The sequence below is a fragment of the Kitasatospora sp. NPDC057595 genome (genome assembly GCF_042800875.1).
Taxonomy (GTDB): Bacteria; Actinomycetota; Actinomycetes; order Streptomycetales; family Streptomycetaceae; genus Kitasatospora.
Genome location: NZ_JBHVGL010000002.1, coordinates 1 through 22,697 on the forward strand (window position 1 = coordinate 1; position 22,697 = coordinate 22,697).

The following is a 22,697-nucleotide window of genomic DNA, read 5'->3' on the forward strand; positions in this document are numbered from 1 at the left end:
GGCTCCCAGTAGACGACTGGGTTGATAGGCCGGATATGGAAGCCCTGTGAGGGGTGGAGTTGACCGGTACTAATAGGCCGAGGGCTTGTCCTCAGTTGCTCGCGTCCACTGTGTTGTTCTGAAACAACGACCCCCGCCATTGCGTGCGGGCGGTGACAGTTTCATAGTGTTTCGGTGGTCATAGCGTGAGGGAAACGCCCGGTTACATTCCGAACCCGGAAGCTAAGCCTCACAGCGCCGATGGTACTGCAGGGGGGACCCTGTGGGAGAGTAGGACGCCGCCGAACAAATTTTGAGAAGAGCCCCCGCCGGTTATCCGGCGGGGGTTCTTTGCGTTTCCCGTTGACGTATCGTCAGGACATGGACGATGGAACGGCAACAACGGGCGACTCGACCACGGTCCTCGCCTCCGACGTACTGCGGCCGGCACAGCGGGACGCGGCCCTGAAGGTCCTGGCGGACGCCCAGGTCGAGGACGGCCGCGAGGCCGTGTCCGAGCAGGGCCGCCTGCGGTTGCGCTCCTCGGAGACGCCGCGGACCGGAGTGACCCACTTCCTCGAAACAGCCGGCGCCACGACCCACGCCGACACCGACGCCGAGCTCGTCGGCTACGGCCAGCTGGAGGTCCCCGAGAGCGGCACCGCCAACCCGGCTGCCGAGCTCGTCGTGGCCCCGGCCGCCCGCGGCCGCGGCTTCGGACGCCCTCTGGTGGACGCCGTGCTCGCCGAGGCGGGGCGGGCGGGTCGTGGGTACGTCGACTTCTGGGTGCACGGCGGACACCCGGCGGCCCGGCACCTGGCCGGGCGGTACGGCGCCGAGCTGGTCCGCGAGCTCCGGCAGATGCGCCGCACCGGGCCGCAGACCGAGGCCGTTCCGCTTCCGGACGGGATCGAGCTGCGGACGTTCCGGCCGGGTGAGGACGACGCCGAGTGGCTCCGCCTGAACGCCCTGGCCTTCGCCCACCACCCGGAACAGGGGTCCTGGACCGAGCGGGACCTGGCCGACCGGCTCGCCGAGCCGTGGTTCGACCCGGCCGGCTTCTTCATCGCCACCAGGGACGGCAAGCCGGTCGGCTTCCACTGGACGAAGGTGCACCCGGCAACGGCGACCGAGCCCGCGCTCGGTGAGGTCTACGTGGTCGGTGTCGATCCGGCGGAGCAGGGCAGCGGCCTCGGCCGGGCGCTGACCGCAGCCGGTCTTCGTCATCTGACCGGCAGTGACGCCGGGGCCGGCGAGCGCGGTCTGGACACCGTCCTGCTGTACGTCGACGCGGACAATCCGGCGGCGGTGCGGGTCTACGAAAGGCTCGGATTCACCGTCCACGAAGTCGATCTGATGTATCGCGCCGGGGTCGCGCGTCCGAATTCCCGGTGACCGCTCAATCGGTCACCGAGAGTGACCGATTGAGCGGGGCGTCCCGGCGGTTCCTAGCGGAGACAACGGGGCTGCGGCAACGGGCGTGCGCTCGTCGCCGCAGCCCTGACCGCCTCAGCTTTCCTCCTGGCCATGCGGTGTTTACCGTGGATTCAATTACTGCCGCGAAGATCACAGGATGAAGTCCGTAGTGTCTCGCTCGTGCAGCATCGGCCGGCACTCGCCGACCGGTTCTGTGACGACCGCGCCGGGTGGGTGGGCGTCGGTGACGGGCGAGGGCGACGGCCCGAAAAGCATTTCGCGTCCGGACGCCGTCCTGCTGGAGGAGCTGGAGCCAATGAGCATCCCCCGCCCCGTCCCTGCCCCGCTGTCCCCGCCCGCGCGGCTTTCCAGCGCGCTCGCGATACCACCGGAGCTGACGGTCACCGACGAGCAGGGCTTGGAGGAACTGCCGCAGGGCCGCTTCCTGGACCGCGAGCGCAGCTGGCTCGCGTTCAACGAGCGCGTGCTGGAGCTGGCGGAGGATCCGGGCATCCCGCTGCTGGAGCGCGCCAAGTTCCTGGCGATCTTCGCGAGCAACCTCGACGAGTTCTTCATGGTCCGGGTGGCGGGCCTCAAGCGCCGGATCGCCACGGGCGTCGCCCAGCGCAGTGCCTCCGGCCTTCAGCCGCGCGAGGTGCTGGACCTCATCTGGACCCGCTCGCGCGAGCTGATGGCCCGACACGCCGCCGCGTTCCAGCAGGAGGTGCTGCCCGATCTCGCCGCCGAGGGGATCGAGGTGGTCCGCTGGTCCGAGCTGGCGGAGAAGGAGCAGGTGCGGCTGCACACCCTGTTCCGGCAGAAGATCTTCCCGGTCCTCACCCCGCTGGCGGTGGACCCGGCGCACCCCTTCCCCTACATATCGGGGCTCTCCCTCAACCTGGCGGTCGTCGTGCGCAACCCGGTCTCCGGGCACAAGCACTTCGCCCGGGTGAAGGTGCCGCAGTCGCTGGCGCGCTTCCTGGAGGCCTCCCCGCAGCGGTACGTGCCGCTGGAGGACGTCATGGGGGCGCATCTGGAGGAGCTCTTCCCGGGCATGGAGGTGCTCGCCCACCACGCCTTCCGGGTCACCCGCAACGAGGACCTGGAGGTGGAGGAGGACGACACCGAGAACATCCTCAAGGCCCTGGAGAAGGAGCTGATGCGGCGGCGCTTCGGCCCGCCGGTGCGGCTGGAGGTCGAGGAGTCGATCGACCCCTACATCCTGGACCTGCTGGTGCGGGAGCTGAACATCACCGAGGCGGAGGTCTTCCCGCTGCCCGGTCCGCTGGACCTGACCGGGCTGTTCGGGATCGCCGGGCTGGACCGGCCGGAGCTGAAGTACCCGAAGTTCGTGGCGGGCACCGCACGCGGCCTGACCGACGTCGAGTCGGCGTCGCAGCCGGACATCTTCGCCGCGATGCGCGAACGGGACGTGCTGCTGCACCACCCGTACGACAGCTTCTCCACCTCGGTGCAGGCCTTCCTGGAGCAGGCCGCGGCCGACCCGGACGTGCTGGCCATCAAGCAGACGCTGTACCGGACCTCGGGTGACTCGCCGATCGTCGACGCGCTGATCGACGCGGCGGAGTCCGGCAAGCAGGTGCTGGTGCTGGTCGAGATCAAGGCGCGCTTCGACGAGCAGGCCAACATCAAGTGGGCCCGCAAGCTGGAGGAGGCCGGCTGCCACGTGGTCTACGGCCTGGTCGGGCTGAAGACGCACTGCAAGCTGTCGCTGGTGGTCCGGCAGGAGGGTGACACCCTGCGCCGGTACTCGCACGTCGGCACCGGCAACTACCACCCGAAGACGGCCCGGCTGTACGAGGACCTCGGTCTGCTGACCTCGGACCCGCAGGTCGGCGCGGACCTCTCGGACCTCTTCAACCGGCTCTCGGGCTACTCGCGCCGGGAGTCGTACCGCCGGCTGCTGACCGCCCCGCGCGGACTGCGCGACGGTCTGGTGGCGCGCATCCACAACGAGATCGCCAACCACCGGGCCGGCCGTCCGGCGCACGTGCGGCTCAAGGTCAACTCGATCGTCGACGAGGTCGTGATCGACGCGCTGTACCGGGCCTCGCAGGCCGGTGTGCCGGTGGACGTGTGGGTGCGCGGCATCTGCGCGATCCGGCCGGGCGTGCCGGGGCTGAGCGAGAACGTCCGGGTGCGCAGCATCCTGGGGCGCTTCCTGGAGCACTCGCGGGTCTTCGTCTTCGGCAACAACGGCGACCCGGAGGTGTGGATCGGCAGCGCCGACATGATGCACCGCAACCTGGACCGCCGGATCGAGGCGCTGCTGCGGATCACCGACCCGGCGCACCGGGCCGAGCTGTCCGGGATGCTCGACCTCGGGATGTCGGACGAGACGGAGTCCTGGCACCTGGGGGCGGACGGGTCGTGGACCCGGCACGCCCAGGACGCCGACGGCAAGCCGCTGCGGCACGTCCAGGACCTGCTCATCGACTCGCGTCAGCGTCGTCGGGCCGCCACCGCCCGATGACCCGCGGTCGCCGCCACGACCCCGCTGACGCAGACGTGACGACGTGAGCCGCGACGCCTCGCGGAGCGGCCCGTACCGGACCGAACGGTGCGGGCCGTTCCATCGGGGGCAGCACGGCACGAGACACGACGGCACGAGGTTCGACGACGCGACCGCGTGACCCACCGACGCGAGCCGCTGAGCGGTAGGGACCCGCTGAGCGGTCGGCCACCAGCCCCGGGGACGGCCCCGGGGGAACGGGGATCTAGCTAGCCATGACCGATGCGCCGATGACGGCCCAGGCGGCCTCCACCGCGACCGCCGGGGACATCCTCTCCAGCCACCTCACCGCCCTGGCGGGCGCGTTCCTGCGCGCTCTGCCGCTGGCGGTGGGCGAGGTCGGTGCGAGACCGGGTGCGTCCGTCGTCCCGTCGGAGGGCACGGCGGACCTGCTGCGGGCGGTGCGGCGGATCAACGGGCTGCTGACCACCTTCGCCGCCTCCTTCGATCCGGTCTGGGCGCAGGAGTCGCGCACCGAGCTGGCCTGGCTGCTGAACCTGCTGGCGCTGGAGCCGGGGTACGTACGGCGATCGGCCCGGCTGCTGGGCGCGCTGGACGGGCTGAGTGGCAGCGAGGCGGAGGGGCCGGGCATGCTGGCCGGCCACGCGGGGGCGCCCAAGGCCCGGGCACTGCTGGACCGGCAGCTGACCCTGGCCCGTACCCGGGCGCACTCCACGGTGCTGCAGGAGCTGCGCTCGGCCCGGTTGCACGCCCTGGCGGACCGGATGACGCTGCTGGTGGCGGATGCGCCGCTGGCGGCGCCGGCGGAGGGCCGGGCGGGCGCGGTGCTGGTGCCGCAGGCGGCGGCCGCGTTCGGGGCGCTGGCGGCGAGCGCCCAGCAGCTGCCGCTGCAGCGCTCGGCGACGCCGTACGGCGGGGACGGGCTGCGCCGGCTGGGGTCGGTGCCGAGCGCGCGGGGCGTGCTGGACGCGGACGCGGCGCTGGCGGCGGACGACGCGCCGTGGCACCGGACGCGGGTGCTGGTGAAGCGGGCCCGGTACGCGCTGGAGGTGTGCGGGCAGCCGTCGGCGGTGCTGGACGAGCTGGACCGGGTGCTGCTGCGGCACCAGGAGGCGTCCGAGGCGGCGGTGACGGCGGCGACGGCGGCGCGCACGCCGCGGATCACCCCGGCGACGGCGTACGTGCTGGGCGTGGTGCACGCCGACCAGCGGCTGGAGGTGGAGGCGGCCCGGTACGCCTTCGGGCGGCGGTGGCCGGAGCTGCCGCCGGGGGCGGAGGCGTGGCTGGACCTGCCGCCGGCCGGGGGCTGGGGGTCGGCGGCGGAATCGCGGACGGCCTGAGGTGGGCGGGCGGCCGTCGTCGTCCGGGCGGCCCGCGTCCGGGCGGACGGTGTCCGGCGGGCGGGTGGTGCTGGCGGCGGGGGCGGTGCTCTGGTTGCCCGGCCGTCCGAAGAAGAGCGGCCGGCTCGGCCGGCCGAGGATCGCGGTGATCCACCGGCCGAAGTACGACGACTGGAGCCTGCCGAAGGGGAAGCTGCATCCCGGCGAGGGCGTGGTCGAGGCGGCGCTGCGGGAGGTGCGGGAGGAGACGGGGTTCTCCTGCGTGCTGGGGGCGGAGCTGCCGACCCAGCACTACCTGGCGCAGGGCCGGCCGAAGGAGGTCCGGTACTGGGCGGCGGTGCCCACGGAAGGGGAGTTCCGGCCGAACCGGGAAGTGGACCGTCTGGAGTGGCTGCCGGCCGGTAAGGCGAGGGCGCGGCTCTCCCGGGAGCAGGACCGGCGGCTGGTGGACGCGCTGCTGGAGCTGCTGGGGGCCAGGCCGGTGCGGTTGCGCGGTCCGGAGACGTGAAGGAACAGTGGAAGTGATCTCTCTGCGCCCTTGCCGTGACGCAACCGTTACTACCTGACGTAGTTTCCTGTCATCCGTTCGAGGTTCACTCGCCGTTCACTTGCGACCGGCTGACGCGTCACCTCCCCGGCCTAACTTCGGTACCACCGGCGGGCCGAACGGGCCCCGGACCTCAGCAAAACCCGCGCTTCTCCCTGCTCGGCAGGGCCTGCGCGCCGGGCAATGCCACAGAAAGGGACACCCTGTGAAGCTCCAGCGGAACGGCCGCTCCAAGGCCCTCGCGATCGGTGCCATGGCGCTCGTCAGCTCGCTGTCGCTCGCCGCCTGCGGCTCGGACGATAACAACAACAACGCCGCCGCCCCGTCGGGCTCCACCGGCGCCGCCGCCCCCGCCGCGATCACCTGTGGCTCGAAGCCCACCGCGCTCGTTGCCGCGGGTTCCACCGCCCAGGGCAACGCGATCGACATCCTGAAGAACAACTTCGAGGCGGCCTGCAAGGGCGCCACCATCAACTACGGTGGCGGCGGCTCCGGTGCCGGTATCCAGCAGTTCAACCAGGGCAAGATCCAGTTCGCCGGTTCGGACTCGGCGCTGAAGCCGGCCGAGGTCGACGCCAGCAAGGCCGTCTGCACCGGTGGCCAGGGCATCAACCTGCCGCTCGTCGCGGGCCTGATCTCGATCGTCTACAACGTGGACGGCGTCGACAACCTGGTCCTGGACGGCCCGACGATCGCGAAGATCTTCGACTCGCAGATCACCAAGTGGAACGACCCGGCGATCGTCGCGCTGAACCCGAGCGCCAAGCTGCCGGACGCCGACATCCAGACCTTCCACCGCACCGACGACTCGGGCACCAACGAGAACCTGACCAAGTACCTCGCCAAGACCTCGGGCGGCGCCTGGTCCTACCCGCCCAGCAAGGCCTGGGCGGGCAAGAACGGCCAGGGCGCCAACGGTTCGGCCGGTGTCTCGGCCCAGGTGAAGCAGGTCAAGAACTCGATCAGCTACGCCGAGCTCTCCTACGCGCAGACCAACAACCTGAAGAGCGCCGCGATCAGCACCGGCGCCTCCAAGCCGGTCGAGGCCACCGCCGCCAACGCCGCCAACACCTTCGCCAAGGCGCAGATCGCCGGCACCGGCAGCGACCTGGCGCTGACCCTCGACTACGCGACCAAGGACGAGGGCTCCTACCCGCTGGTCCTGGTCACCTACGAGATCGCCTGCGACAAGGGCAACAAGGCCGACACCCTCGACACCCTGAAGGCCTTCCTGGCCTACTCCGCCAGTGACGCGGGCCAGAAGGCGATCGGCGACGGCGGCTACGTCCCGCTGCCGAAGTCGCTGACCGACAAGGTCAACACGGCCATCGGCTCGCTCGCCTGACCCAGTAGGACCTCCGCTGGGGCGGCCCCGTGAACGAGGGGGGCCGGGGCCGCCCCTGCGGGAAGTACCGACGAAACGCAACACGTCCGGGGCACCGCCGCCAGGGTGCCGCCCCCTCGGGGCCGCACCACCAGACCGGAGTAGACCAATGACTTCATCCACCCCTGCCGCCCCGCGAGGCAGGGAACGCCGCCCGCGCGACAGCCGGCTCGGCGACAAGATCTTCATGAACCTGTCCCGCGGGTCGGGCATCCTGCTGCTGGTGGTCATGGCCGCCATCGCGGGCTTCCTGACCTGGCGCTCGGTCATCGCGCTGAGCAAGAACGAGGGCAACTTCCTCACCACCTTCGAGTGGACGCCGGACGCCCCGCAGCCGGTCTTCGGCATCGCCGTCCTCGCGTTCGGCACCATCGTCAGCGCGCTGATCGCGATGCTGATCGCCGTCCCGGTGGCCATCGGGATCGCCCTGTTCATCTCCCACTACGCGCCGCGCCGGATCGCCCAGCCGTTCGCCTACCTGGTGGACCTGCTGGCGGCCGTGCCCAGCATCATCTACGGCCTGTGGGGCGCGCTCTTCCTGGTGCCGCACCTCGGTGGCCTGAACAGCTGGCTGGACCAGTACCTCGGCTGGACGTACATCTTCGACCAGTCCCGGGCCGGCACCACCCCGCGCAACCTGTTCACGGTCGGCATCCTGCTGGCGATCATGATCCTGCCGATCATCACGGCGGTCAGCCGTGAGGTCTTCCGGCAGGCCCCGCGGATGCACGAGGAGGCGGCGCTCGCCCTCGGCGCGACCCGCTGGGAGATGATCCGCACCGCGGTGCTGCCGTTCGGCCGTCCCGGCATCATCTCGGCCTCGATGCTCGGCCTCGGCCGCGCGCTCGGCGAGACCATCGCGGTCGCCGTCGTGCTCTCCTCCAGCAACGTGCTCTCGCTGCACCTGCTCGACCCGGGCGGCGGCACCTTCGCCCAGAACATCGCGCTGAAGTTCAACGAGGCCCAGCCCTTCGGCCGGGACGCGCTGATGGCCTCCGGTCTCGTCCTGTTCGTGATCACCCTGCTGGTGAACGGTGCCGCGCGGCTGATCGTCGCCCGCCGCAAGGAGTACTCCGCATGAGCGCCGCGACCACTTCCGTTCCGGCGGACGCCCGTCCGGTGGGCCGCCTGCTGACCGCCAACCGGCTGCCCAAGTGGGCCCCGGGCGCCGTCGCCGCCGGCTCGATCGTCCTCGGCTGCGGCATCGGCCTGGTCGGAGACCTGAAGAGCAAGCTCCAGTGGGGCCTGATCGCCGCGATCCTCTTCGTGGTCATCAGCTACGTGCTCTCGGCCCAGGTCGAGGGCCGGCGCCAGGCCAAGGACCGCCTCGCCACCTCGCTGGTCTGGGTCGCCTTCATCCTGGCCGTCGTCCCGCTGCTCTCGCTGACCGTCTACACCATCCAGCAGGGTGCCAGTGTGGTGGACGGCAACTTCCTGACCCACTCCATGATGGGCGTGCGTTCGGCGGGCCCCGGCGGCGGCATCTACCACGCGCTGATCGGCACCCTGGAGCAGGTCGGCCTGGCCACCCTGATGGCCGCCCCGATCGGTCTGCTGACCGCCGTCTACCTGGTCGAGTACGGCCGCGGCACGCTCGCCAAGGCGGTCACCTTCTTCGTCGACGTCATGACGGGTGTCCCGTCGATCGTCGCCGGTCTGTTCATCCTGTCCTTGTGGAACATCGCCCTCGGCTTCAACTACTCCGGCTTCTCGGGCAGCCTCGCGCTGGCGATCCTGATGATGCCGGTCGTGGTCCGCTCCACCGAGGAGATGCTCAAGCTCGTCCCGAACGAGCTGCGCGAGGCGTCGTACGCGCTCGGCGTGCCGAAGTGGAAGACCATCCTGCGGATCGTCCTCCCCACCGCCATCGGCGGCATCACCACCGGCGTGATGCTCGCGGTCGCCCGCATCACGGGTGAGACCGCCCCGGTGATGATGCTGGTATTCGGTGCCGCCTACATCAACAACAACCCGTTCGACGGACCGCAGCAGTCGCTGCCGATGTACATCTGGCAGCAGTACGCCGTGGTGAACAACGACTACGGCTACGCCCGTGCCTGGGGTGCCGCGCTGGTGCTGATCGCCTTCGTGATGGGGCTCAACCTCATCGCCCGGGGCATCGCCCGGTGGCGCTCGCCCAAGGCCGGACACTGAGCGACCGACTGACGTACGACGAAGACTGAGAGAAGACGAACGATCATGGCCAAGCGCATCGACGTCAGCGGACTGTCCGCCTACTACGGCTCCACCAAGGCCATCGAGGACATCTCGATGTCCGTCGAACCCCGCTCGGTGACGGCCTTCATCGGCCCCTCCGGCTGCGGCAAGTCCACCTTCCTGCGGACCCTCAACCGGATGCACGAGGTGATCCCCAACGCCCGCGTCGAGGGCAAGGTGCTCCTGGACGACGAGAACCTGTACGGCGCCAGCGTCGACCCGGTCGCCGTCCGCCGCTCGGTCGGCATGGTCTTCCAGCGCCCGAACCCGTTCCCGACCATGTCGATCTACGACAACGTGGTCGCCGGGCTGAAGCTCGCGGGTGTGCGCAAGAAGTCCGTGCTGGACGGCGTGGTGGAGAAGTCGCTCAAGGGCGCCAACCTCTGGAACGAGGTCAAGGACCGGCTGAACAAGCCGGGCGCCGGCCTCTCCGGCGGTCAGCAGCAGCGTCTGTGTATCGCCCGCGCCATCGCGGTCGAGCCGGAGGTCCTGCTGATGGACGAGCCCTGCTCCGCCCTCGACCCGATCTCCACCCTCGCCATCGAGGACCTGATCGGTGAGCTGAAGTCCGAGTTCACCATCGTCATCGTGACGCACAACATGCAGCAGGCGGCCCGCGTCAGCGACCGCACCGCCTTCTTCAACCTGGCCGGCGTCGGCCAGCCGGGCAAGCTGATCGAGCTCGACGACACCCAGCGGATCTTCTCCAACCCGTCGGTGCAGGCGACCGAGGACTACATCTCCGGCCGCTTCGGCTGATCGGCCCGCCCGCCGGTGTGCGGGCGGCGCCCCAGCGGCGCTTCACAGGCTGCTTCGCGGTGCTGCATGGCGGTGCCGCCGCGGAGCATGAAAGGGCCCGCCCCCCGAGATGTGGGGGGCGGGCCCTGTCGTTTCCGGTCCGGTCGCTTCCGGTTCGGTGGTGTCCGGCTCGGTGGTGTCCGGTCCGCCGGGTCATCCCCAGAACAGGTGGACGAACCAGTACACCAACGCTGCGACGATGGCGGCCGCCGGCATCGTGATGAACCAGCCGAGCACGATGTTCTTGGCGACGCCCCAGCGCACCGCGCGGATCCGCTTGGTGGCCCCGGCACCCATGATCGCCGAGGTGATCACATGGGTGGTGGAGATCGGCGCCTTGAAGACGAACGAGGTGATGTACATGACGGCCGAGGCGGTGGCCTCGGCGGCGAAGCCCTGCGGCGGGTCCAGCTCGATGATCTTCCGGCCCAGCGTCCGCATGATCCGCCAGCCGCCGGCGTAGGTGCCCAGCGAGAGCATGGTGGCGCAGGAGATCTTCACCCAGACCGGGATCGGGTCCCCCGCGCTCTGGTGGCCCGAGATCACCAGGGCCAGCACCACGATGCCCATGGTCTTCTGCGCGTCCTGCAGACCGTGCGCGAGTGCCATCGCGGCGGCCGAGGCCGTCTGGGCGACCCGGAAGTTGCGCTTGGCCCGGTGCGGGTTGGCCCGCCGGAAGAGCCAGAGGATCGCCAGCATCACCAGGAAGCCGCCGACCAGGCCGACCACGGGCGAGACGATCATCGGAATGATGATCTTGTCGATGACCCCGCTCCAGATCACCTCGGTGCCGCCGGCCAGCGCCGCGCCCACCATGCCGCCGAACAGCGCGTGCGAGGAGGAGGACGGGAGGCCGAAGTACCAGGTCACCAGGTTCCAGGCGATGGCGCCGACCAGTGCGGCGAACAGGATCACCATGCCTTGGTCGCCTGTGGGGGTCTCGATGATGCCCTGCGAGACGGTGTGCGCCACCCCGCTGCCCAGGAAGGCGCCCGCCAGGTTCATCACCGCGGCCATCGCCAGTGCCGCCCGGGGCGTCAGCGCCCGGGTGGAGACCGAGGTGGCGATCGCGTTGGCCGAGTCGTGGAAGCCGTTGGTGTAGGTGAAGAAGAAGGCAACGCCGACGACGGCGATGAGTGCTGCCATGTCCACGGGGGTCAGGACTCCTTGACCGCGATGGTCTCCACCGTGTTGGCGACGTGCTCGAAGGCGTCCGCGGCCTGTTCGAGGACGTCCACGACCTGCTTCAGCTTGAGCACCTCGATGGCCTCGTACTGGCCGGAGAAGAGGTGGGCGAGCAGCTTGCGGTGGATCTGGTCGGCCTGGTTCTCCAGCCGGTTGACCTCGATCCAGTACTCGGTCAGGTTGGACATGCTCCGCAGGTTCGGCATCGCCTCGGCGGTCAGCTCGGCGGCGCGGGCCAGGACCTCGATCTGCTGCTCGATCCCCTTCGGGAGGGTCTGGATGTCGTAGAGGACGACCAGGTCGACGGCCTCCTCCATGAAGTCCATGATGTCGTCCAGCGACGAGGCGAGGTTGTAGATGTCCTCGCGGTCGAAGGGCGTGATGAAGGACGAGTTCAGCTGGTGGAAGATCGCATGGGTGGTGTCGTCTCCGGCGTGCTCGGCGGCGCGCATGCGCTCGACGATCTCCGCGCGGGCCGACACGTCTGATCCCAGCAGTTCCAGCAGGAGCTTCGAGCCGACGACCAGGTTCTCCGCGGCGGCGGCGAACATGTCGTAGAAACTCGTCTCCTTCGGGGTCAGGCTAAAACGCACGGAAATCTCCGATGTGCGGGGTAGGGGACTGAACGATGCTAGGTGCAACCGAGCACCATGGCACAAACGGGGTGCTCGAAGAGGAGCCGGAACCTCCTCTTCCGTTCGGCTGCCGCAGCAGTGGACCCGATCCGCACCACAGGTGCGGGCATGAGCCCCCAGTCTGACGGAACCTCGCCCGGATTGCCCCTGTCGTGCGCCGGGAACAACGGGGTGTTCCCCGGACGGGGGAACCCCGCCGCAGGCACCCGCGGACGGTCGCCCGTGCCGGAGGAACACCACGACGGGCCAGGGTGTTGGACACTGGAGGCCGACGCAGCCACCAGGCACTCAGACGAAGGCGGGCCGATGACCACCACGCAAGCGCGCACCGAGCCGGAGCAGGCGCCCGGGGCGGAACCGCACGGCGAGCACGCTGCTCTCCCGAAGACGCCGGACGCCCAGGACGCCCACACCGCCCACGGTCCGCACGGGTACAGCGGGCAGAAGGACGCGCACCTCAAGCGGCTGCGCCGGATCGAGGGCCAGATCCGCGGCCTGCAGCGGATGGTCGACGAGGACGTCTACTGCATCGACGTGCTCACCCAGGTCTCGGCCAGCACCAAGGCGCTGCAGTCCTTCGCGCTCTCGCTGCTGGAGGAGCACCTGCGGCACTGCGTCGCGGCCGCCGCCGAGGAGGGCGGCACCGAGCTGGACGCCAAGGTCGCCGAGGCCACCGCGGCGATCGGCCGGCTGCTCCGCAGCTGACCGCGGGCCGCCGGGCGCGTCGGTCGACCCTAGTCGCCCTGCCGATCCCTCGCCGGTCCGTCCGTCGGACCGGCGGCCGGACCGGCGGCCGGACCGCCGTCGGGCCGGTCGAGCAGCACCTCGTCGATCCGCTCGGTCGGCAGCCGGTCACCGCTGCTGGCCGTGGCGGCGATCATCAGCTCACCGGCCAGCTCGATCTCGTCGAGGGCCGCGTCGTCGTGGCCGCCGCTGCGGCCGCCCGTGGACGACATCACCTGCACCACCCCTTCAGCGCCTCGCCAGCCCGGGCGGCAGCCACCCGGCGTCCAGCCTAGGCACTTCGGAGCCCGTCCACATGGCACGGACGGGCCATCTCGGCGCCGCCGAAACGGGTGGGCCCGGGGGGTTCCGGGCCCACCCGGACCGGCGGCCCCCGCTCCCGCGCCCCCGGAACGTGCTACTTGGGGCTCTCGGTGGGCTTCATCGCGAAGATGTCCGCGGCCGGCGGCTCGGCCGCCTCCACCGGTGCGCCGAACTCGCTCAGTGTGGTGGTCGAGACCACCTTGACCTGGTCCTTCGCCTCCTTGGAACCGGCCACCCCGGCGAAGGTGAAGACCTCGACCACCTTGTGCAGCCGGCCCTCGTCGTCCAGCCAGACGTCGTAGGGGACCTCCTTGACGGTGAAGGTCTGCGCCCCCATCCGCAGGCCGTCCCCGGCCCGGCCGCCGGTGGCGTCGGCCGCCTTGGCGAGGTCCAGGGTGCCGCGGTAGTGCTTCAGGGGCACCCCGTCGACCGGTTCGGTGCCGATCAGCTCGGCCTTCTGGGCCCCGCGCAGCGCGCCGGCGGCGGCCGCCGGGTCGGTGGCCCCGCCGCTGACCAGGTTGCCGTCCGGCAGCTGGCGGACGTCCAGCTTGACCCACTTGCCCTCCGGCACCTTGGCCCCGCTGTTCTGCAGGTAGACCGTTCCGGGCAGGAGCACTTCGACGATCTTGCCGGTGGTCGCGGCGCCCGGCGGCACCTGCACCTCCAGCCGGCCGATCCGCTTCACGTAGTCGTAGCCGCCGCTGCCGGTGAAGACGGCCTTCTTCTCCGCGGACTCGGTCACCAGCTCGGTCACGGCGTGCGCGGAGCCCGCCCGGCCGGTGATGTCGGCGGCGCCGCGGACCGCGCCCAGCGGGTCGGTGGCGAGCTGGTCGGGGGCGCCGCTCGCCCGCTGGTCGGCCGGGGCGGCGGCCACGGCGTCCGCGCCGCCCGCGCCGTCCGGCGAGCAGCCGGCCAGGGCGGCCGCCCCGGCCAGGGCGACGGCGAGCAGGGCGGCCCCCGCCGCCGGACGCGCCCGCCGCCCGGTGCGGCCGGCCGTCGGGCCGGCGGTGCGCTGCTGGTCGGTCATCTTCATCCTCGCGACAACCCCTTCGGGCCCGACTGCCCCGCCGGCCACCGTCGCGGGTGGGCAGAGCTCTTGCCGGGCAAACGAGTTGGGGCGCGAGGAGTTACGCCATGTCCCGCGCGTCACAGGCGTCGCGCGGCGGCGCCCCGGCGCGTTACCGTGAACCACGTGCACAGTGAGCTGCCGGCGGTACCCGGCACCACCCCGACGCCCGAGCACTGCGTCGCGATCAGCGAACGCGGCTCCTTCTCCTTAGCGACCTGCAGTTGCGGCTGGTTCTCGCCGGCCCGGCGCTCGCGCGACCTCTCCCGGCGCGAGGCGGACGCCCACCTCGCCGACAGCGGGGCGGTCCCGGGGTAGGCCGTTCCGGGGCGGTCGTCCTGGGCGGTCGTCCTGGGCGGTCGTCCCAGGTGGTCGCCTCAGCCGGTCGTCTCAGGCGGCGAGGTCGGACTCCCGCGGCTGCTCCTCGGCGCGGACCGTTCCCCGCCTCCCGCCGCGACGCCCGCCCGGCCGACCCGGACTCCGCTCGGAGCCCCGTCCGGCGCGGATCAGCGGGGCCAGCGGCGTGCGCGCGATCGCGTGGCAGAGCGGCACGAGCACGGCCATCGCGATCGGCGCCAGCAGCAGCACCACCGCGGTGGCGAGCGCGAAGCCGCCGATCACGTCGGTCGGGTAGTGGACGCCCATGTACATCCGGCAGAAGCCCTGCAGCAGGGCCAGGCCGCCGGCGATCCAGCCGAGCCGCCGGTTGACCAGGAACAGCGCCACCGCGATGCCCATCGACATCGTGGAGTGGTCGCTGACGAAGGAATGGGTGCCGGCCTTGCCCTCGACCAGCACCTCCAGCCCGGGGTGGTCCACGAAGGGCCGGGGGCGGTCCACGATCGCCGAGATCGGCAGGTTGGCCAGCTCGGCGATGGCGACCGCCAGCGGGGCCCAGAGCAGCCCGGCCACCGCCACCGGGGCGTCCGGGCGCCGCCGGGCCCGCAGCCAGCCCACCAGGCCCAGCAGGGCCAGGCCGATCAGGATGCCGTACTCGCCGACCCAGGAGACCAGGTGGTCCAGGGCGGCCGGGGCGTGTCTGGCCAGGCCGTTGACGGCGTAGAGCAGCCCGAGGTCGGGGTTGGTCGTGTCGGCAAGCGGCGTCGACACGCCGCACCTCCTTCCGGGTCCGCTGCACCTGGTCGTTCGCACCGTGGCCCACCTGCCGCCGCCCGGTGCGGGGCGGTTGACGGTCGACCACCGGACACAACGTCATCACTGGAGTACAGCGTTCCACGGGAACACGCAGTTATGGAAACTTGACTCAGCGTCCACACCGCGCGCACACCCGGCGGGTGGGCGGGTTCAGTTCTTTGCGGGGAGTTGACCTGAACCTGCCGCTCCGACGCCGGGTGCGCCGGCGGCCACGGCGGCACCGGACCGGCCGGGCGGTACGGCCGGGGCCGGCGGCTGCCCGGCCGGGGCGGGTGGGGCCGGCGTGGGTGTCGGGGTCGGCGTCTGGGGCGGCGTCGGGGTCGGGTCGCCGGGGCGGCTCGGAGCGATCACCCCGCCTTCCTCGTTGCGGTCCGGCAGGGCCTGGGCACCGTCCGAGGTGACCCGGGTGGCGCCGATGTACTCCCGGGTGTCGATCTTGTCGTAGCGGATCACCGCGCCGGTGTGCGGAGCGTTGAGCATGTACCCGCCGCCCACGTAGATGCCGACGTGGTGGATGCTCCGCGGATCCGTCAGATCGGTCGCCCAGAACACCAGGTCACCCGGGCGCAGCTGGTCGCGCGACGGGTGCGGACCGGCGTACCACTGGTCGTTGGCCACCCGCGGCAGGAGGATGCCCACGCTCTCGAACGCGGCCCTGGTGAGCCCGGAGCAGTCGAACCGCCCGTTCTGCCACGCCTTTCCGTCGCCGCCCCACAGGTACGGGGTGCCGAGCTTGGTCTGGGCGAAGTAGATGGCACCCGCCGACTGCGCCGAGACCTCCACCGGGGCGGACGGGGTGACCGGGGCGGCGAAGCTGCGGGCCGTCGCCAGGATGTTCCGCACGTACCCCTGGGTCTCCCGGTACGGCGGCACGCCCTGGTACTTCGTCACCGCGCCCGGCCCGGCGTTGTAGGCGGCCAGCATGTTGGACTGACGGTCACCCGGGACCTTGGAGACGTCCCGGGCGAGCGCGCAGTCGAAGGTGGCCGCCGAGGCGATGGCGTCCAGCGGGTCCCAGGGGTCCCGCCGGCCGTCGTTGTTGCCGTCCGTGCCGTACGACGCCCAGGTGCCCGGCATGAACTGCGCCAGGCCCTCCGCACCCACACCGGAGCGGGCCCGCGGGTCGAAACCGCTTTCCTGGTACAACTGCGCCGCGAGCAACGGGGGGGAGAGATCGGGGCAGAGCCTGCCCCACTGTTCGATCTGCGCCTGGAAGGCCGCCGGAACGGTCCCCGGGGAGAGCCCGGCGGCATTGCCCTGCTGCTGTGGCGTCCCGCTCGCCGCATACGTCCCGAGCGTCACCAGGCCGACGAAGCCGGCGAGGACAACTCCCGCGGCAGCGGCGGCCGTACCGCCTTTCCGGAGTACCATCAGCACCATCCCGACGAATCGTCAGTCGAAGTGTCCCGGAAGGCGTTGCTCACCGCAATCATCAGAGATACAAAGAGTGAGCGCTATCCTTCGTACGGTGGACATCCTCGCGTACGTGTCCGATGCCTCACGACCAATCCGCGAGAAGTAGCCAAGTCGACATCAGATCTGGCCAAGAATAGGTACCGACCCTTCGCGCGGGCGGGGTCTGGGCCCTTGAATTTGCCTGATCGGGCGGTGAGATGGAAATGAACCAGAGCAGCGTGCAGAGCATCGCGATCGGCCACCTGGCCGAGGACCCTCCAAAGAAGCCGAATATCGACACCATCATCGGCGGGATCGCCCCGGACTGGGGCCCGTTCGCGAGCCTCGGGTCGGAGGCCCGGGTGATGGTCGAGGTCGTCATGGCCGTGGCCATCCTGGCCTGCCTGGGCCTCGCCGTCTGGGGTGCGGCCAAGCAGCGGATCGGCGCCACCGCGATGCGCGACAGCTTCGGCGCCGAACAGGGCAAGGGGCTGATCATCGCCGGGCTGACCGGCGTGTTCATCATTGGATCACTCGGCACTCTGTTCACCATTGTTTACGGCATGGCGATCTGACGAACAGGCAGATCGGACAGTCGGGACGGAAGCGGCGGTTCGGACTCTTCGGGTCCTTCGGACCGTCGTGACGTGCCGGCGGCGCCCGCGGCGCCGGCCGGCCTGTCCGATCGTTTGACCGTCCGACCGTCTGTACGTCTGTACGTCTGTCCGGGCATCCGTGAATGCTCGGAGCCCCGCCGGGAATCCATCCATCACCCCTTCCCTCCGCGCCCGCCCACGGCCGGAGGGGCCCCCGGAGCCGCCAGCCGGCTCCCCGCACCAGGAGGGCCGCCGTGTCGTTGTCCGACGACCAGCCGCACACCCGTACGCGGCTGCCGGTCGGCGAACAGCCCTCCTCCCAGCCGGGTGCCCTTCAGGCGCGGCCGCTGCGCACCCTGCTGACCGCGCTCCTCGTCGTCGCCCTGCTCGTGCTCGCGATCTCGGTGGCCAACCGGGGCAAGCCCGACCCGGGCACCGGCAACACCGGCCGCTCCGCGGACCGGGCCGCCGCCACCGCCGCCTCCAGCGGCGAACAGCCCGTCACCACCACCGCCAACGGCATCGCCTCGGGCTTCCCGCACACCGACCAGGGCGCCCAGTCCGCCGCCGCCAACTACGCGGTGGCCATCGGCTCCGCCGACATGTTCCGCACCGACACCCGCCACACCATCATCACCACCATCGCCGACCCCGCCACCGCCCCGAACCTTCAGTCCCGCTTGGACCAGGGGTTCGGCGGCGACACGGTGGCCCGCTACGGCCTGGATGCCCAGGGCCGGGCGCCCAAGGGCCTCACCTTCGTCAGCCGCACCATTCCGGTGGGTACCAAGTCGGTCGGCTACACCGATGCGGAGACCAAGGCCGAGGTCTGGTGCACCGGCCTGACCGGCCTCGCCGGCGAGCGCTCCATGCTGCCGGTGGTGACGAGCTGGTTCACGCTCACCCTCTCCCTGCGCTGGACGGGCGGCGACTGGAAGCTCACGGACTACACGAGCCGGCAGGGGCCCGCCCCCATGCCGGGAGATGAACAGGCCGCCACCGCCGAGGAGATCACCGGCGCCGTCCAGCAGTTCGGGGGTTTCCGCTATGCCCGTTGAGATGACCGTCGCCCCGCCGACGGCCCGTCGCGGTCCACGCTGCGGCACTGGGGCCGGGGGCGCCCCGCGGACCGCCGTCCGCCGCGCCGGGACGCTGGCGGGCGCGTTGGCGACCCTCCAGCTCGGCGCGCTCCTCGCGGCCCAGCGGGTGTTCGCCGAGCCGTCCCCGACGGGCTCGCCGACTGGCACCCCGAGCGGCAGTCCGAGTGCCACCCCCAATGCGAACTGTCCGGATCTCCCCATTTCCGGGAACGGCATCCTCTGCGTGGACAAACCAGGCGGTGGGGCTTCGCTGCCCGGGAGTGGGACGGTGGGGTCGGTGACGGATCCGTTGGGGTCGTTGGCGAAGGGGTGTGCGCAGGCGGCGGCGTGGGTGGTGCGGAAGCTGTCGGGGTCGATCGACGGGACGACGGAGGTGGACTTCACCAATGCGTCGTTCCTGCAGCAGTACGCGGTGGTGTTCGCCGCGTCGACGATCATCACGCTGGTGCTCTGGCTGCTCGCGGTGACCAAGCGGGCGGTGCGCGGGGCGCCGTTGGCGACGGCGATCTCGGAGGCGATCGGGTTCCTGTGGCTGACGGTGGTCGCGTCGGCGTTCACGCCGTTGATCCTGTACACGGTGGTGAGCGCGACCGACGGGCTGACCAAGGCGATCGCGGTGGGGACGAAGTCGGACACCGGGACGTACCTGGGTGGGTTCGCGGACACCCTGGAGAAGGGTGACATCGGCGGCGGGCCGCTGATCCTGATCATCACCTCGCTGGTGGCGGTACTGGCGGCGGCGGTGCTCTGGATCGAGCTGCTGATCCGGGCCGCGATGCTGTACGTGGGCGCGCTGCTGGGGACGGCGGTGTACGCGGGGCTGGTGGACAAGCAGTTGTGGAAGCACGTGCGTCGCTGGGCGGGGGTGATGGTGGCGGTGGACCTGGCGAAGCCGATCATCGTGATCATCCTCGGGCTGGCCGGGGCGGTGTCGGCCGGGGCGGGCGCGAGCGACGACTTCGCGCGGGTGCTGTCGGGGTTGGCGATCCTGTTCCTGTCGATCTTCGCGAGTGCCTCCGTGTACCGGTTCGTGCCGGGCTTCGGGGACGAGATGATGAACATGCGCCGGGCCCGGGCGAGTGCGGTGTCGGCCGGATCGGCGATGATCAACGGGACCGCGAACTTCATGCGACAGGGCATCAGCACGCACGGCGACCGCGGCCCGCAGGCGGGTGGCGGCGGGGGCGGCTCGGGCGCGGGCGGCGGTTCGGTCGCCCCGGGCATCGCGGCCCACGCGGCGCGCACGCCCGCGCCGCCGGCGCAGGCCGGGCCGCCGGCCCAGTCCTCGGGTGCGGTCCGCGACAGCAATCCAGCGAAGGGAGGGTGACGGGTAAGTGAGCAGCGAACCACTCGGCCAGTACGGCGCCCAGTACGCCCAGCCGTACGTGCACCAGCGCCGTACCTACCTGATCGGCAAGGCCCGCCCGAACGCGCCGATCGGCCGGAACCGGGAGTCCGGGGAGATCGTGCTGATCATCTTCGGGGCCTTCCTCGGCATGGTCTGGGGCCTGATGATGCCGATCCTGCCGTTGCGCATCGCCGGCCTGGTCGGCCTGCCCGCGCTGGCGATCGCGGCGGTGTACGTGCCGTACCGGCGCCGGACGTACTACAAGTGGGTGGAGATCAACCGCACCTACCGCCGGACGGTCCGCAGCGGCCGGGCGGTGTGGAAGTCGGACGCGATGGACGCCGGGACGCGGCTGGACGGCCGTGAGGTGGAGATCGGGCCGCCGCCCGGGGTGGGGCGGCTGCGCTGGCTGTCGGCGCCGTTCGGGCCGGACGAGGTCGGGGTGCTGATGCACCTGGAGCGGCGCACGGTGACGGCGGCGATCGAGATCGAGGGTCCGGGTGTCGGGCTGCGCGACTCGGAGGACCAGGAGGCGCTGGTCGACCGGTTCGGGACGCTGCTGAAGCACGTCGCGAACGGGGACGGCTTCGTGACCCGGCTGCAGATCCTGGCCCGCACCCTGCCGGCCGACCCGGACGCGCACGCCAAGGACGTGGAGCGGCGCGGCGATCCGGGCGCGCCGCGCTGGCTGATGGACTCGTACGACCAGCTGCAGTCGATGGTGTCGACCTCGTCGGAGCAGCACCGGGCGTACCTGGTGGCGTGCATGCACTACACCCGGGACCTCGCGGCCGAGGCGCACGCGATGGGTCGTACCGCGACCGGGCGGCGGGCCCGGGACGACGAGGGGCTGGCCGCGGTGATGGCCCGCGAGCTGACCGACATCTGCGCGCGGCTGGCGGAGGCGGACATCCGGGTGCGGCAGCCGCTGGGCCAGGCCCGGCTCTCCTCGCTGCTGCACTCGATGTACGACCCGGACCACCCGATCGACCACATCCAGGCGATGTCCAAGCGGAATGCCTGGCCGGCCGAGCTGGACGCGACCCACCCGCAGTACCTGGAGGCGAAGACCCGCGAGTCGGCGACCCGGGAGCCGTGGTGCCACGCCACCGCGTGGATCAAGGAGTGGCCGCTGACCCCGGTCGGCGTCAACTTCCTGGCGCCGCTGCTGGTGCACACCCCGGACGTGATCCGGACGGTGGCGGTGACGATGGACCTGGAGCCCACCGACGTCGCGATCGAGCGGATGCTCACCGAGAAGACCAACGACGAGGCGGAGGCCAGCCGGGCCGCCAAGATGAACCGGACGATCGACCCGCGCGACCTGGCCCACACCGGCCGGGTGGACCAGCGCGGTGACGACCTGGCGTCCGGCGCGGCCGGCGTCAACCTGGTCGGCTACATCACGGTCTCCTCGCGCAACCCCGACGCGCTGGCCCGGGACAAGCGGACGATCCGGGCGTCGGCGGGCAAGAGCTACCTGAAGCTGGAGTGGTGCGACCGCGAGCACCACCGCGCGTTCGTCAACACCCTGCCGTTCGCCACCGGTATCCGCCGCTGAGCGGGCACCGGCCGAGCGACTGATCTGGAGGCCCCCGTATGGCGATCGGCAACCTCACCGACGCGTTCACCAGCCTGATGTTCGGCAAGGTGGAGACCACCCGGCTGCCGGTGCGCACCTCCACCGGCCAGGCGCAGGCGGTCTACCTGCCGACCGCCGCGCCGGGACTGGGCGACTCCGGGGTGATCATCGGACGGGAGGTGTACAGCGGGAAGGGGTACGTCTACGACCCGTTCCAGCTGTACGGCCAGCAGCTGCCGGCCCCGCACTGGCTGGTGCTGGGGGAGTCCGGCAACGGCAAGTCGGCGCTGGAGAAGACCTACGTGCTGCGCCAACTGCGGTTCCGGGACCGGCAGGTGGTGGTGCTGGACGCGCAGGGCGAGGACGGGGTCGGCGAGTGGAACCTGATCGCCAACGCGCTGGGCATAAAGTCGATCCGGCTGGACCCGATGGCGGCCCGGGACGGCGGGGTGAAGCTGAACCCGCTGGACCCGGCGATCACCCAGACGGGGCAGCTGTCGCTGCTGCGCACCATCATCGAGGTGGCGATGGGGCGCGGGCTGGAGGAGCGGGCGGGCTTCGCTCTGAAGGCCGCGCACGCGCACGTGGTGGCGACGGTCCGGGACCGGCAGCCGGTGCTGAACGACATCATCGACACCCTGCGCAACCCCGAGCTGTCCTCGGTGGAGTCGCTGGGCGTGGCAGTGAAGGACGTGCAGTCCTGGGGCCTGGACGTCGCGCTGGTGCTGGACCGGCTGGTCGACGGCGACCTGCGGGGCATGTTCGACGGGTCGACCACCGACGGCATCGACCTGGACGCGCCGCTGATCGTCTTCGACCTCTCGCACATCGACCGCAACTCGATCGCCATGCCGATCCTGATGGCGATCGTCGGGGTCTGGCTGGAGCACACCTGGATCAGGCCGGACCGCAAGAAGCGGATCTTCCTGGTCGAGGAGGCCTGGCACATCATCAACAGCCCCTTCGTGGCACAGCTGTTCCAGCGGCTGCTGAAGTTCGGCCGCCGGCTGGGCCTGTCCTTCGTCGCCGTGGTGCACCACCTGTCGGACGTGGTGGACGGGGCGGCGGCCAAGGAGGCCTCGGCGATCCTCAAGATGGCCTCCACCCGGACCATCTACATGCAGAAGGCCGAGGAGGCGCGCGCCACCGGGCGGGTGCTCGGCCTACCCCGCTGGGCGGTGGAGATCATCCCCACGCTCTCGCCGGGCATCGCGGTCTGGGACGTCAACGGCAACGTCCAGGTGGTGAAGCACATCATCACCGAGGCGGAACGCCCGCTGGTCTACACCGACCGCGCGATGACCGAGGACGCGGTGGCCGAACGGGTCCGGGCCGAGCGGCAGTTGGCGGCCGAGCCCGGCGTCTGAGGCCCGGCCCGGCGGAGAAAGTCCGACGACGATTCGTCAGTAGGTA

General features: G+C 71.1%; 19 protein-coding genes, 2 rRNA genes and 1 pseudogene. 16 read left to right on the plus strand and 6 right to left on the minus strand.

What is annotated here, in order from left to right; all coding sequences use genetic code 11:
* The 10 genes from ACFU9E_RS03345 to pstB form a co-directional block, all read left to right on the plus strand.
* Window positions 1–93, plus strand: a 23S ribosomal RNA gene (locus ACFU9E_RS03345); the annotation flags it as partial.
* 77 nt (window positions 94–170) lie between these two features.
* A 5S ribosomal RNA gene (rrf, locus tag ACFU9E_RS03350) occupies window positions 171–287 on the plus strand.
* A gap of 73 nt (window positions 288–360) precedes the next feature.
* Window positions 361–1,374, plus strand: a complete 1,014-nt coding sequence (gene mshD, locus ACFU9E_RS03355) for a mycothiol synthase (RefSeq protein WP_380685316.1) — start codon at window positions 361–363, stop codon at window positions 1,372–1,374.
* Between the two features lie 337 nt (window positions 1,375–1,711).
* Window positions 1,712–3,889: an RNA degradosome polyphosphate kinase gene (locus tag ACFU9E_RS03360; protein ID WP_380685318.1), complete on the plus strand. Its 2,178-nt coding sequence runs from the start codon at window positions 1,712–1,714 to the stop codon at window positions 3,887–3,889.
* A gap of 254 nt (window positions 3,890–4,143) precedes the next feature.
* Entirely contained in the window at window positions 4,144–5,229 is a 1,086-nt protein-coding gene (locus ACFU9E_RS03365; protein WP_380685320.1) for a CHAD domain-containing protein, read from the plus strand.
* Between the two features lie 49 nt (window positions 5,230–5,278).
* The gene (locus ACFU9E_RS03370) at window positions 5,279–5,737 is read left to right on the plus strand and encodes an NUDIX hydrolase (protein ID WP_380685322.1); all 459 of its coding nucleotides are present in this window, start codon (window positions 5,279–5,281) and stop codon (window positions 5,735–5,737) included.
* Between the two features lie 244 nt (window positions 5,738–5,981).
* Window positions 5,982–7,121, plus strand: coding sequence for a phosphate ABC transporter substrate-binding protein PstS (pstS, locus tag ACFU9E_RS03375; RefSeq protein WP_380685324.1), 1,140 nt, complete (start codon window positions 5,982–5,984; stop codon window positions 7,119–7,121).
* Window positions 7,122–7,269: 148 nt separating this feature from the next.
* The gene (pstC, locus tag ACFU9E_RS03380) at window positions 7,270–8,241 is read left to right on the plus strand and encodes a phosphate ABC transporter permease subunit PstC (protein ID WP_380685326.1); all 972 of its coding nucleotides are present in this window, start codon (window positions 7,270–7,272) and stop codon (window positions 8,239–8,241) included.
* Entirely contained in the window at window positions 8,238–9,314 is a 1,077-nt protein-coding gene (gene pstA / locus ACFU9E_RS03385; RefSeq protein ID WP_380685328.1) for a phosphate ABC transporter permease PstA, read from the plus strand. Before pstC ends, pstA begins: the two co-directional genes overlap by 4 nt.
* A gap of 45 nt (window positions 9,315–9,359) precedes the next feature.
* A complete protein-coding gene (gene pstB, locus ACFU9E_RS03390; RefSeq protein WP_355357343.1) occupies window positions 9,360–10,136 on the plus strand; it encodes a phosphate ABC transporter ATP-binding protein PstB in 777 nt (258 codons plus the stop codon).
* 192 nt (window positions 10,137–10,328) lie between these two features.
* Here the strand turns inward: pstB and ACFU9E_RS03395 are convergent, their stop codons facing one another.
* Both ACFU9E_RS03395 and ACFU9E_RS03400 read right to left on the minus strand, forming a co-directional pair.
* The gene (locus ACFU9E_RS03395; RefSeq protein WP_380689360.1) at window positions 10,329–11,327 is read right to left on the minus strand and encodes an anion permease; all 999 of its coding nucleotides are present in this window, start codon (window positions 11,325–11,327) and stop codon (window positions 10,329–10,331) included.
* Window positions 11,328–11,332: 5 nt separating this feature from the next.
* Complete coding sequence (locus ACFU9E_RS03400) at window positions 11,333–11,953, minus strand: DUF47 domain-containing protein (RefSeq protein ID WP_030312623.1); 621 nt, start codon at window positions 11,951–11,953, stop codon at window positions 11,333–11,335.
* Between the two features lie 348 nt (window positions 11,954–12,301).
* On the opposite strand from ACFU9E_RS03400, the gene ACFU9E_RS03405 reads away from it, so the two are divergent.
* Complete coding sequence (locus ACFU9E_RS03405) at window positions 12,302–12,700, plus strand: metal-sensitive transcriptional regulator (RefSeq protein WP_380689358.1); 399 nt, start codon at window positions 12,302–12,304, stop codon at window positions 12,698–12,700.
* A 29-nt stretch (window positions 12,701–12,729) separates the two neighbouring features.
* Here ACFU9E_RS03405 and ACFU9E_RS03410 read toward each other — a convergent pair whose 3' ends face one another.
* From ACFU9E_RS03410 to ACFU9E_RS03425, 4 genes and pseudogenes are all read right to left on the minus strand, one after another.
* Complete coding sequence (locus ACFU9E_RS03410) at window positions 12,730–12,954, minus strand: hypothetical protein (protein ID WP_380689356.1); 225 nt, start codon at window positions 12,952–12,954, stop codon at window positions 12,730–12,732.
* Window positions 12,955–13,136: 182 nt separating this feature from the next.
* Window positions 13,137–14,069, minus strand: a complete 933-nt coding sequence (locus tag ACFU9E_RS03415; protein ID WP_380714742.1) for a hypothetical protein — start codon at window positions 14,067–14,069, stop codon at window positions 13,137–13,139.
* Between the two features lie 429 nt (window positions 14,070–14,498).
* Complete coding sequence (locus ACFU9E_RS03420; protein ID WP_380681993.1) at window positions 14,499–15,218, minus strand: phosphatase PAP2 family protein; 720 nt, start codon at window positions 15,216–15,218, stop codon at window positions 14,499–14,501.
* A 408-nt stretch (window positions 15,219–15,626) separates the two neighbouring features.
* Window positions 15,627–16,634 (minus strand): annotated as a pseudogene (locus ACFU9E_RS03425) (NlpC/P60 family protein); the annotation flags it as partial.
* A gap of 248 nt (window positions 16,635–16,882) precedes the next feature.
* Between ACFU9E_RS03425 and ACFU9E_RS03430 the strand changes: the two are divergent.
* From ACFU9E_RS03430 to ACFU9E_RS03450, 5 genes are all read left to right on the plus strand, one after another.
* On the plus strand, window positions 16,883–17,233 hold the full coding sequence (locus ACFU9E_RS03430; protein ID WP_355357364.1) for a hypothetical protein: 351 nt from the start codon (window positions 16,883–16,885) through the stop codon (window positions 17,231–17,233).
* Window positions 17,234–17,508: 275 nt separating this feature from the next.
* Window positions 17,509–18,312, plus strand: coding sequence for a hypothetical protein (locus tag ACFU9E_RS03435; RefSeq protein WP_380681992.1), 804 nt, complete (start codon window positions 17,509–17,511; stop codon window positions 18,310–18,312).
* Window positions 18,313–18,631: 319 nt separating this feature from the next.
* A complete protein-coding gene (locus ACFU9E_RS03440) occupies window positions 18,632–19,681 on the plus strand; it encodes a hypothetical protein (RefSeq protein WP_380714744.1) in 1,050 nt (349 codons plus the stop codon).
* Between the two features lie 7 nt (window positions 19,682–19,688).
* Window positions 19,689–21,263, plus strand: a complete 1,575-nt coding sequence (locus tag ACFU9E_RS03445; protein WP_380681990.1) for an SCO6880 family protein — start codon at window positions 19,689–19,691, stop codon at window positions 21,261–21,263.
* A 38-nt stretch (window positions 21,264–21,301) separates the two neighbouring features.
* Window positions 21,302–22,651, plus strand: a complete 1,350-nt coding sequence (locus ACFU9E_RS03450; protein WP_380681989.1) for an ATP-binding protein — start codon at window positions 21,302–21,304, stop codon at window positions 22,649–22,651.
* Window positions 22,652–22,697 lie beyond the last annotated feature (46 nt).

Coding starts and splice junctions, on each gene's coding strand:
- mshD (WP_380685316.1), top strand. CDS start 361: ATGGACGATGGAACGGCAACAACGGGCGACTCGACCACGGTCCTCGCC.
- ACFU9E_RS03360 (WP_380685318.1), top strand. CDS start 1,712: ATGAGCATCCCCCGCCCCGTCCCTGCCCCGCTGTCCCCGCCCGCGCGG.
- ACFU9E_RS03365 (WP_380685320.1), top strand. CDS start 4,144: ATGACCGATGCGCCGATGACGGCCCAGGCGGCCTCCACCGCGACCGCC.
- pstC (WP_380685326.1), top strand. CDS start 7,270: ATGACTTCATCCACCCCTGCCGCCCCGCGAGGCAGGGAACGCCGCCCG.
- pstA (WP_380685328.1), top strand. CDS start 8,238: ATGAGCGCCGCGACCACTTCCGTTCCGGCGGACGCCCGTCCGGTGGGC.
- pstB (WP_355357343.1), top strand. CDS start 9,360: ATGGCCAAGCGCATCGACGTCAGCGGACTGTCCGCCTACTACGGCTCC.
- ACFU9E_RS03405 (WP_380689358.1), top strand. CDS start 12,302: ATGACCACCACGCAAGCGCGCACCGAGCCGGAGCAGGCGCCCGGGGCG.
- ACFU9E_RS03415 (WP_380714742.1), bottom strand. CDS start 14,069: ATGACCGACCAGCAGCGCACCGCCGGCCCGACGGCCGGCCGCACCGGG.
- ACFU9E_RS03430 (WP_355357364.1), top strand. CDS start 16,883: ATGAACCAGAGCAGCGTGCAGAGCATCGCGATCGGCCACCTGGCCGAG.
- ACFU9E_RS03450 (WP_380681989.1), top strand. CDS start 21,302: ATGGCGATCGGCAACCTCACCGACGCGTTCACCAGCCTGATGTTCGGC.